Here is a 10,303-nt window from a genome sequence, read left to right on the forward strand (position 1 = left end):
TGCTACGCTTAATGAAAAAGGCATTTTGATTTAGGCAAGCTATGGCTGATAAACCCATTTGCCAATATGTGTCACCTGAGGGAAAAAAATGCAGTGAAATCGATATGGGCTCAGGTTACTGCTTTTGGCATGACAATAAATTCGATAAAGGTGGCTTGGAGCTAAGCCAAAAGCTTGAACGCTATGCCAAACGCGGCGGTTTGCTGCAAGGCTTAGAGTTGAAGCGAGCCAATTTGGAAGGGCTCAATCTTGTTAACTTTGAAAATCATCATGGCTATGACCTATCTTATAGCAATTTTTATCGTGCCAATTTGAAAGGGGCGCATCTGTTTAATAATACCATTAAGCATGCCTCGTTAATGAAGGCGGATTTGCGAGAAGCAAGTCTGCACTGCTGTAATTTAGAAAGCACCAATTTGCTCGGCATAAAGCTGGAAAACACCCGTATCGATAATATGGAACTCGGCGAGCAATTACTACAAGAGCAGCAAGCTTTAGAAGCTCGTAGAAACCGAGCCAAAGAAGACGCGGAAGACTTGTTCCTACAGTCCGAAGAGATCTATCGTTTACTACGAAAAGGCGCAGAAAACCAAGGGCTATTTGAAATGGTTGGGCGCTTTACATATAAAGAGCTGCGCATGCGACATGCCCAGTATCCGCGATTTTCAAAACGTCACCTTATTTCCAGCTTTGTCGACTTACTATGTGGGTATGGAGAAAAACCGGAAAACGTCATTCGCTTCAGTCTAGGTATGATAATTACCTGTGCATTTTGCTATTTTCTATTTGGTGTTTCGTTTCAAGATCAGATAATGCAACTGGACTTAGACAACAGTGTATCTGAAAACGTCATGGCACTGCTGAACAGCTTTTATTTTAGTGTTGTTACCTTCACAACCTTAGGTTACGGGGATATTACGCCTGTGGGGATCTCACGGCTGATCGCAGCGGTAGAGGCTTTTACCGGCAGCTTTTCACTAGCGCTATTTGTGGTGGTCTTTGTGAAGCAAATGACGAGGTGATGCTCATCTCGTCATTTTTAATCCGCGATTTCTGATTTCAGTTGTTCTAAAAAATCCAGCATATATTGGGTACGGGCTTGTGCCTGCTCACGGGCTGCGGTGGTATGCATGTTGTCTTTAATATGCAGTAGCTTAATGAAAAAGTGATCTAAGGTATATTTGGTATCGTCCGCTTTTCTGTGTTCACAAAAAGGGTCTTCTACATTGTAGAGATTACGCGCTATCGCCCCACCTACTTTCATACAGCGGCTCACACCTATCGCCCCTAACGCATCCATTCTGTCTGCATCTTGGACAATTTTGGCTTCTAATGTCGTGGGTGTGACACCGGCGCTAAAGCTGTGTGCAACAATAGCGTGGTGAATAGCCTCAAGTTTATCCGTGTCGTACTTCAACTCAGTTAGGAAGGCAACCGCCTTATCTGCAGCTAATTTCGAGGCGAGCGGCCTATCTGGATGATTTTTTGCTACGGCAACACAATCATGTAACCAAGCAGCAGGGATCACCACAGCAGGATCCGCCCCTTCAGCTTCGCAAAGCGACTTTGCGACTTTAACTACACGCTTGATATGAGACAAATCATGGGCGGTATCTGCACATGGTGTCGACAGCATAAACTCTTCACATGCTTTTTCTAATTCATGCATTTTTAACGTCATTAAGCTCAACTTTTATTAATATCCGACAAATAAACCCACACAAATTCAGCGGGAAAGGCATTACTGATTGTATGTTGCCACACCCTTCACTAAAATGGCAGCTATCAGGAAAGATTAGAGAAAATATATGACTTGCGCGCTATATCTGCAACCAGGCAGAGAAAAATCCCTTAACAGAAAACATCCTTGGGTTTTCTCAAAGGCCATTAAAAAAGTAAAAGGTAAACCCGCCCTTGGCGATACCGTCAAGATATACAGCAATGAGGGTAAATACCTCGCGACAGCCGCTTACAGTCCAGACTCTCAGATCCGAGCCAGAATTTGGACATTTGATGAATCACAACATATCGACCAAGCGTTCTTTGAGCAAAAACTCGCACGTGCACTAGCAGCCAGAGAGTATGTTATCGCTGAAGGTGGTTTAACCGGCTTTAGATTATGTGCCGCAGAGTCTGACGGTCTGCCCGGTGTAACGATTGATAAGTTTGATAACTACTTGGTTTGTCAGTTGCTAAGCGCTGGTGCCGAGCGCCACAAAGGCGAAATCGTAATGGCATTGCAATCACTATTTCCTGATTGTCATGTTTACGAGCGCTCAGATGTTGATGTGCGCAAAAAAGAAGGCCTTGATAAAATTACCGGACCGCTTGCTGGCGACGCGCCAACCGCACCTGTCCTTATTAGCGAAAATGGTTTAAAGATTGAAGTCGATATCATCGGCGGCCATAAAACTGGCTTTTATCTAGATCAACGCGACAGCCGAGCCGCGTTAGAACGCTTTGTAAAAGACAAGGAAGTGCTTAACTGCTTCTGCTACACCGGTACATTTGGCCTTTATGCACTGCGCGGTGGCTGTAGTAAAGTAATCAACGTTGACGTATCGCAGCCAGCACTCGACACAGCTAAACGCAATGTAGAACATAATGAACTAGACTTATCGAAGGCTGAGTTTGTTAAGCAAGACGTGTTCAAACTACTAAGACAATATCGTGATGAGGGTCGTCAATTCGATACGATTGTGATGGATCCACCAAAGTTTGCAGAAAGTAAGGCGCAGCTTAACGGTGCTTGTCGTGGCTATAAAGATATCAATATGATTGCCATGCAGATATTAAAGCCTGGTGGCACGTTACTCACCTTCTCGTGTTCTGGCCTTATGGAACAAAACCTGTTTCAGAAAGTCGTTGCTGACGCTGCGCTCGATGCCGGTAAGGAATTGTTGATCATGGAAAGGCTAAATCAAGCAGCCGACCACCCTATTGCGGGCAATTATCCAGAAGGCTTTTACCTAAAAGGCCTTATTTGTAAGGTCTATTGATTTAGGAATTTACAGTGGTATCGGAGGAAGCTTCAATACCACTTTTAGGGCTTTAATTACTCTAATTAAACTTGGTGATTTCTAGCCCTACAATCCACTGTTCGTCTTGCTCTTGACTACAACGGATCACGGTTGCATGAGCACTAAGCGGCTGGATCATATCGCCACTAGAATCAATGAAAATGTCAACGGTTGAATTTGCTTCAATTGGGTCGCTCACTGTCACCGACAACCCCGTAGCGCTTAAATCGTGACAAACTCCTTGGTGCACTTTACCCGACTCGAGCTCGGTTAATTTTGCTACTGCATCCACCGACATACGCATAAAACGGCGTTTATCTTCATTGATCATATAATGCTCCTACACCATTGATTTTATTTTTTCTAATAGCGATTGCATTGAGAATGGCTTAACCACATAGGCATCACAGCCTGCATCGAATCCCGCTTTTTGTTCTTTTTCTGACTCTAAACCAGACACCATTAATACAGGAATGTCCTTCGTCTCTGGTGTATTTTTCAACATTCGACAGGTGTCGTAGCCGTCAAGACCCGGCATACACACATCAAGCAAAATAGCATCAGGAGGATCAGCAATCGCATTAGACAAGCAACTCGTGCCCGAGTTTGCATAACTCAGCTCAAACGACCCCGACAGCGCCATTTCAAGCATTTCATAGTTAAAATACTCGTCGTCGACCACTAGCAGATGCGGTGCATTTTTCCTTTTCTCTCGTGTGGACATATTCAATGCCGCTTCCTTCTCACAATCCAAAACTTTACTTCCTCATATAATAAAGTAACTGTCGTACTCTAAAATGCAAGTTTATATTTCGCACTCTTTTATCGAGTTCAGAACGCGTTTAGCCGAAATCGGATAAGCCGTTCCTAATGTTTGAGCAAACAAAGACACGCGAAGTTCCTGTTGCATCCAAAAAATATCTATAAGCGACTCTGGTACAGGTAATCCAGAAGGGATTTTTGCCAACTTGTCTTGATAGGCCGCAGCAACTTTTTCCAATTCTAGTACACACAGCCTATCTCTGTTTGGATCTACCGCAAGTTTTTCAAGCCTTTTCTCAATCGCTTTCATGTAGCGCAAAATATCAGAGATTTTGTCAGCACCATGAGCAGTGACAAAGCCTTTAAAGATAAGACCGGATAACTGAGATTTTATGTCGCCATGCGCGGTGATCATCGTAAGATCCACTCTGCCTTTCATACGCTTGTTAATACTGTGGGCAATACTAAGCACAGCCTCAACTTGCTTCGCAATTTCGACTACAGTGTCACCTAGCTCAGCTCGAATGTGTTCTTTGGCTTTTTCAAACGCGACGTCATCTCTGATCTCACCAAATGCACGCAGCAGCTTATCAACCCCAGCTTGCGTACAGTCATCAACTAAATCATGCACTTTACCAAAGGGGTTAAAGTACAATCCTAACTTAGCCTTATTTGGTAAGTGTTGCTGCAGATATTTAACAGGCGAAGGAACATTGAGTAGCACAAGACGGCGCAATCCTGCTTGATGCGCCGCTTGAGCTTTTATTTCGTTATCAAACAGTTCTATAGCCGCACTTTGTTTTTTATCGACTAATGCAGGGAAAGCCTTAATCTCATAATTTCCTTGCTTTTTAGTATATTGCTCTGGCAGCTCGCCAAAATCCCACTGCTGAATATCCGTCTGCTCGATCCCTTGCTCTGCCACTTGCGAAAGCGTTTCGGTCACTTGCCCTTGCAACTTTGCTTTAAGTGTCAATAAATCAAAGCCATGGGCTATCACCTTACCTTTGTCATCGACTACCTGAAATTGCATTTTTAAGTGCGGCTCAAGTGCACTAACATCCCAATCTGACTCGACGACTTTGACACCTGTCATTCTGAGTAAACGGTTGGCCACCGCTTCTATAAATGAGCCTTGCATTACCTCAACGGCGGCAAGCACTGCATCGGCATAATTTGGTGCTGGCACAAAATTACGTCTTAAGGTCTTCGGCAGTGACTTAATAAGCCCACAAACCAGCTCATGTCTGAGCGCAGGAATATGCCAATCAAAACCTTCATCTTGAACTTGGTTCAATAGTGCCAGAGGAATATTGACCACCACGCCGTCTAGTGCTTGGCCTGGGTCAAAGTGATAACTGAGAGGCAAGATCAAATTCCCTTGCTGCCACGTATCTGGGTAATGAGTATCCGTGATATGTTCGGCGTCATGCTTCATTAACAGATCGCGCGTCATATGCAAAAAGCGTTTGTCTTTTTGCTTTTGTGAACGCCACCATTTACTAAACGCAGCACGATTATTTACGTCTTGTGGAATTCGATCGTTATAAAACGCAACCACATCTTCTTCGTCGACTAGGATATCGCGACGCCTTGCTTTATCTTCAAGCGCCTGCACTTCTTCAACCAATTTTTGGTTTGCGCTTAAAAAACCTTCGCTCTGGCCTAGTTGACCGTTTGCTAACGCTTCACGAATAAATATCTCTCGGCTAACCACAGGATCAATATCGCTATACACCGTGCGCTTGCGGCCAACGATGATCAAGCCGTATAAGGTTTGTTGTTCAAATGCGATAACCGCTCCAGCCTTTTTTTCCCAATGCGGTTCGCTATAGCTGCTATTAACTAAATGCTTAGCGAGCGGCGCAATCCAATTTACATCGATTTTGGCATTAACCCGAGCATAAAGTTTACTGGTTTCCACAAGCTCCGCAGACATCAGCCACTTAGGGCTTTTCTTAAACAGTGTTGAACCGGGGAAAATATGAAATTGGCTGTTACGTGCGCCTTTAAACACTTGTTTTTGCTTTTCGTCTTTCACACCAATATGGCTAAGCATACCGCTTAGCAATGATTGATGGACGGCTTCATCACTTGCAGGACTGCTATTTATTTTAAAACCGAGCTCCTCACATACCGTGGTCAGCTGATATACAATATCTTGCCACTCACGTACGCGCATATAGGCCAAAAAGTCTTTTTGGCATTGTTTTCTAAACTGGTTGCGCGTTAGTGCTTGCTGCTGCGCTTCGATATAATTCCATAGGTTTAGATATGCAACAAAGTCAGAGTGTTCGCACTCAAAGCGATTGTGTTTTTCGTCAGCTGCTGCACGTTTGTCTTGAGGACGCTCTCTTGGGTCTTGAATAGACAGTGCCGCAGTGATCACTATCGCTTCCCAAAGCGCGTTGTTTTGTGCCCCTGACATCACCATCTTGGCAAGCCTTGGGTCTATGGGTAAGCGACTTAGTTTGCGGCCTGATTCTGTGAGCTTGGCTTGTTCTCTGCGCTTAGCAGGAACTATCGCCTCCAGCTCTTCTAGTAACGACATGCCATCTTTGATATTGCGGCTATCAGGCGCTTGTACAAATGGGAATTGACTTATATCACCAAGTCCAAGTGCGAGCATTTGCAAAATAACCGAAGCTAAATTGGTTCTTAGAATTTCAGGATCGGTAAACTCTGGGCGCCCTAAAAAGTCGTCTTCAGAATATAAGCGAATACAAATACCGGATGCCACACGCCCACATCGACCTTTACGCTGGTTTGCACTGGCTTGTGATACCGCTTCAATCGGTAAGCGTTGTACTTTGGTTCGATAACTGTAGCGGCTTATTCTTGCAGTACCCGGGTCGATAACATAGCGAATACCTGGTACGGTCAATGACGTTTCTGCAACGTTTGTAGACAATACGATGCGACGTTGGCTATGGGGCGCAAAAATGCGATTTTGTTCGGCATTAGACAGGCGCGCATACAGAGGTAAAATCTCAACGCCTTTTAAATTGCGTTTTGCCAGCGCGTCAGCGGTGTCACGAATTTCACGCTCACCGTTCATAAATACCAAAATATCCCCAGGTCCTTCGGCACAAAGCTCATCAACCGCATCAAAAATGCCCTGCAATTGGTCATTTTCTGCTTCGCCATTTTCTGAGTCAACATCTTCAACTGGACGATATCTCACTTCTACTGGATAAGTTCGTCCTGACACCTCAATAATAGGTGCGTCACTAAAATGTTTGGAAAAACGCTCAGGATCAATGGTTGCTGAGGTGATAATCACTTTAAGATCTGGACGCTTCGGCAACAACTGCTTTAAATAACCCAGAATAAAATCAATATTCAGGCTACGCTCGTGCGCTTCATCAATGATGATTGTGTCGTACTGGTTGAGGAATCTGTCTTGTTGAATTTCCGAGAGCAAAATACCGTCGGTCATCAGTTTTACGTATGTATTGTCAGAGACTTGATCTGAGAAGCGAATTTTAAATCCAACTTCTTGCCCCATCTCGCAGCCAATTTCTTCTGCGATACGGGTAGATACACTTCTTGCCGCTAGTCTTCTTGGTTGTGTATGACCAATATAGCCATCCACGCCTCGACCTAACTCTAAACAAACTTTAGGCAGCTGCGTGGTCTTCCCCGAGCCTGTTTCACCGGCAACAATAACCACTTGGTTATTCGCAATGGCTGCTTTNTCTGGCTAACAGGTAATTGCTCAGGATACTCTACTGCTGGAATATTAGCACTTCTTGTTACCTTTAATTCTTGGCTTTTTGCAATCGCAGCCGCTACTTTTGCGACTACCTGCTTTTGCTTTTCTTGATCGGTAATTTTTTTCGCACCATGGAGGCGCTTTTTGAGGATGAAGTGATCCTTTTTAAGACATGAATTTAGCTCTTTGAACAGCGAGTCAACCTGCACTACACGACACCTTGTGATTACATAAAACGCCGTGTAGTTTATCAAATCAGATTAGACGAACCCAACTAAATTTGGTTAGGAATTGAGATTTTTGCTGTTACTCTCAAGGCAATTCCTCATGGGTTACCTTAACAGCTCGTAAATTTCATCGCTTTATACGTAGCGGTGACCAGAGACATAAGCATCATGTAAATGCTTATCCAACGCTAATAACACGTTTGCACGACTGATAACCCCAAGTAAGCGCCCTTCATCGTCAACTACCGGGTACACTTTGGGCTTATTGCAAATCATCAAATCTGCCATTTGCACTATGCTGTCTTCGCGTTTTACACACAGAGGCTCTTTTGTCATCACATCGGACACCACGCTATGAGACTCATTTTGATAGGTCGCCTCTAACATTTTTTTAAGACAATCTTGCTCAGATAAAAACCCAATAACCCGCCTTGCTTCATCTATAACCGGCCCGCCCGACTGGCCGCTTTGTAGCAGCTTTTCTACCGCTGATTCTACGCGCATGTCCTGTTTGAATGTTACGGGGCGATGATTTAAGTAGTCTGCGACTTTTATTGATTGCATTGCTCATCTCCATTAAAAACGCCAGCTATCATGATAATAATAGCTGGCGTTTGAAGAACTTGCTTAGTCTCAACGAAATATTGTTTTACTCGCTATAAATACCAACATAGGTAGGTGTTGTTGACGACTTGCTCGCACGATACATTCCCGCGGTATTAAATGGCATGCTAATATTTCCTTTAGGGTCAACTATGATCACCCCTCCCGTGCCACCAATTGGATAAAGCGTATCAAAAATCACTTCTTTCCCCGCTTTTTCAATCGACTTGTTTTGATAAGCGACGCGAGCACAAATATCAGCTGCGACATTATATCGAATAAAATACTCGCCATGTCCCGTTGCTGACACAGCACAAGAGCGGTTATCCGCAAATGTGCCCGCACCAATCACCGGTGAGTCACCTATTCTTCCAAAGCGTTTAGCCGTCATGCCACCTGTTGACGTTCCAGCCGCTAAATTCCCCTGTTTATCGAGTGCGACAGCCCCCACAGTTCCCATCTTATATTGGCTCTCTAATTGTTGGTGTGCCGCCTGATAGTCTTTGGTCGCCGCTTCTTTCATCTGCAATCGCTTTTTCGCCTTTAAGAGTGATTGATAGCGAGCATCGGTGTCAAAATAGCTGTTTTCCACTAACGTAAAACCGCGTTTCTTAGCAAAGTCTTCTGCTCCTTCACCACTTAGCATGACGTGTACTGAGTGTTGCATTACTTCTTTTGCCAGATCGATTGGATTTTTAATGTGCTTCACCCCCGCCACAGCGCCGGCTTGGCGGTTGCGACCATCCATGATTGACGCATCTAGCTCATGCCCTTCATCATAGGTGTACACGGCTCCCTTACCAGCATTAAAAAAAGGCGAGTCTTCAAGAATGTTAATGGCAGCCGTTACCGCATCAAGACTTTCTCCACCTTGTTCTAGTACCTTATAGCCCGCTTCAACGGCTTCTTTTAATTTAGCTTTGTATTGTTTTTCTTTTTCTGGTGTGAAGTTACTGCGCTCAATCGTACCAGCTCCCCCATGAATAGCGATCGCAAATGGGGGCGCTTTCTCGTCAGCGACAGCAGCTGTCGCCGACAAGGCTAATAACGCTACTAGCAAAGAGATTTTTTTCATTTTTATACCTTGGTTCGTTGTTAAACTTCAGCATGAGGTGAATTTTAGAACGATGCAAGCTTTCGCGTTAAAATTGTCAAGCTTACCTATTTATGGTGTGGTTGAAAGAAACTCATGAGCAGAAAGACACAACAGCAAATTTGAATATTTTTCAATCAATTCATGGTTGTTATTTCGACCACAAAATGGAAACATATTTATTACTTTGAAATAACTCAAAGTAATAAAATAACGAAATTCGACAGGAATCGATATGAAAAACATTCTAAAAATTGCAGCTTTTAGCACACTACTGCTTGGTACTGCTCAAGCCGCTTCTACTCAAGAGCAAATTAAAGTTATTGATTACAACACTTTTTATGACACCCAAGTAAACAATGTTGACTGCGGTGGCTACTGGGATGAGCGACGTGTGTGGGTATGTGACTACCGTACAGAGCTCGTTGATGTGAGTTATAAGACTTGCCACTACAAATTAATAGCAGGTGAACCTTACGGTCCCTATACTTTATGGCAAACTAAAACCGTACTCGCGTCACAAAGCTGCCCCGGAGGTTGGACTATTCCTCATCCAATCCCAAACTATCAGGTGCCTGGAGGTACCTATGTTCATCAGCATGATACTTTTTCAACCCAACAAGAAGAACGCCGAGTAGCGTATAACTGCCGTTGGGAAACACGCTCGGTCTGGATCCCTCGAGGCGGTTCATACTGTCCTGTTCCAAACGCTAAGTAATACCAATTTATCTTAATACCTGCTCAATTTGCAGGAGCAAATCGGTGTAGCAGTTATAAAATAGCATCCACAAAAAAGCGCTTCCTCTGGAAGCGCTCAGACTGTTGAAAAAGGGCTGGACACAGATCTAGCCCTTTGATCTAATAAGCGTAGTGAGTTTAGAGA

The 10,303-nt window shown here is 44.1% G+C and carries 8 protein-coding genes and 1 pseudogene; 3 read left to right on the top strand and 6 right to left on the bottom strand.

Features of this window, described 5'->3' with window-relative positions; translation table 11 throughout:
• The first annotated feature begins 41 nt into the window (after positions 1 to 41).
• Positions 42 to 1,022: an ion channel gene (locus CKO50_RS06995; RefSeq protein WP_095727572.1), complete on the top strand. Its 981-nt coding sequence runs from the start codon at positions 42 to 44 to the stop codon at positions 1,020 to 1,022.
• A 17-nt stretch (positions 1,023 to 1,039) separates the two neighbouring features.
• On the opposite strand, the gene CKO50_RS07000 is transcribed toward CKO50_RS06995, so the two are convergent.
• On the bottom strand, positions 1,040 to 1,681 hold the full coding sequence (locus CKO50_RS07000; RefSeq protein ID WP_045989065.1) for an HD domain-containing protein: 642 nt from the start codon (positions 1,679 to 1,681) through the stop codon (positions 1,040 to 1,042).
• 127 nt (positions 1,682 to 1,808) lie between these two features.
• On the opposite strand from CKO50_RS07000, the gene CKO50_RS07005 reads away from it, so the two are divergent.
• Positions 1,809 to 2,999: a class I SAM-dependent methyltransferase gene (locus CKO50_RS07005; protein ID WP_010375545.1), complete on the top strand. Its 1,191-nt coding sequence runs from the start codon at positions 1,809 to 1,811 to the stop codon at positions 2,997 to 2,999.
• A gap of 61 nt (positions 3,000 to 3,060) precedes the next feature.
• On the opposite strand, the gene CKO50_RS07010 is transcribed toward CKO50_RS07005, so the two are convergent.
• The 5 genes and pseudogenes from CKO50_RS07010 to CKO50_RS07030 all read right to left on the bottom strand — a co-directional run bounded on the left by CKO50_RS07010 (position 3,061) and on the right by CKO50_RS07030 (position 9,402).
• Positions 3,061 to 3,351: a PilZ domain-containing protein gene (locus CKO50_RS07010; protein WP_010375543.1), complete on the bottom strand. Its 291-nt coding sequence runs from the start codon at positions 3,349 to 3,351 to the stop codon at positions 3,061 to 3,063.
• A gap of 9 nt (positions 3,352 to 3,360) precedes the next feature.
• Positions 3,361 to 3,744 (bottom strand): PleD family two-component system response regulator, encoded by a 384-nt coding sequence (locus CKO50_RS07015; RefSeq protein ID WP_045989068.1) that lies wholly within the window; start codon positions 3,742 to 3,744, stop codon positions 3,361 to 3,363.
• A gap of 81 nt (positions 3,745 to 3,825) precedes the next feature.
• A pseudogene (gene hrpA / locus CKO50_RS07020) lies at positions 3,826 to 7,706 on the bottom strand (ATP-dependent RNA helicase HrpA).
• Positions 7,707 to 7,859: 153 nt separating this feature from the next.
• Positions 7,860 to 8,288, bottom strand: coding sequence for a CBS domain-containing protein (locus tag CKO50_RS07025; protein ID WP_010375537.1), 429 nt, complete (start codon positions 8,286 to 8,288; stop codon positions 7,860 to 7,862).
• An 85-nt stretch (positions 8,289 to 8,373) separates the two neighbouring features.
• The gene (locus CKO50_RS07030; protein ID WP_095727573.1) at positions 8,374 to 9,402 is read right to left on the bottom strand and encodes an isoaspartyl peptidase/L-asparaginase family protein; all 1,029 of its coding nucleotides are present in this window, start codon (positions 9,400 to 9,402) and stop codon (positions 8,374 to 8,376) included.
• Positions 9,403 to 9,655: 253 nt separating this feature from the next.
• Between CKO50_RS07030 and CKO50_RS07035 the strand changes: the two genes are divergently transcribed.
• Entirely contained in the window at positions 9,656 to 10,138 is a 483-nt protein-coding gene (locus tag CKO50_RS07035) for a hypothetical protein (RefSeq protein ID WP_095727574.1), read from the top strand.
• Positions 10,139 to 10,303: the final 165 nt, after the last annotated feature.

Source organism: Pseudoalteromonas sp. HM-SA03, assembly GCF_002289345.1.
Classification (GTDB): Bacteria; Pseudomonadota; Gammaproteobacteria; order Enterobacterales; family Alteromonadaceae; genus Pseudoalteromonas.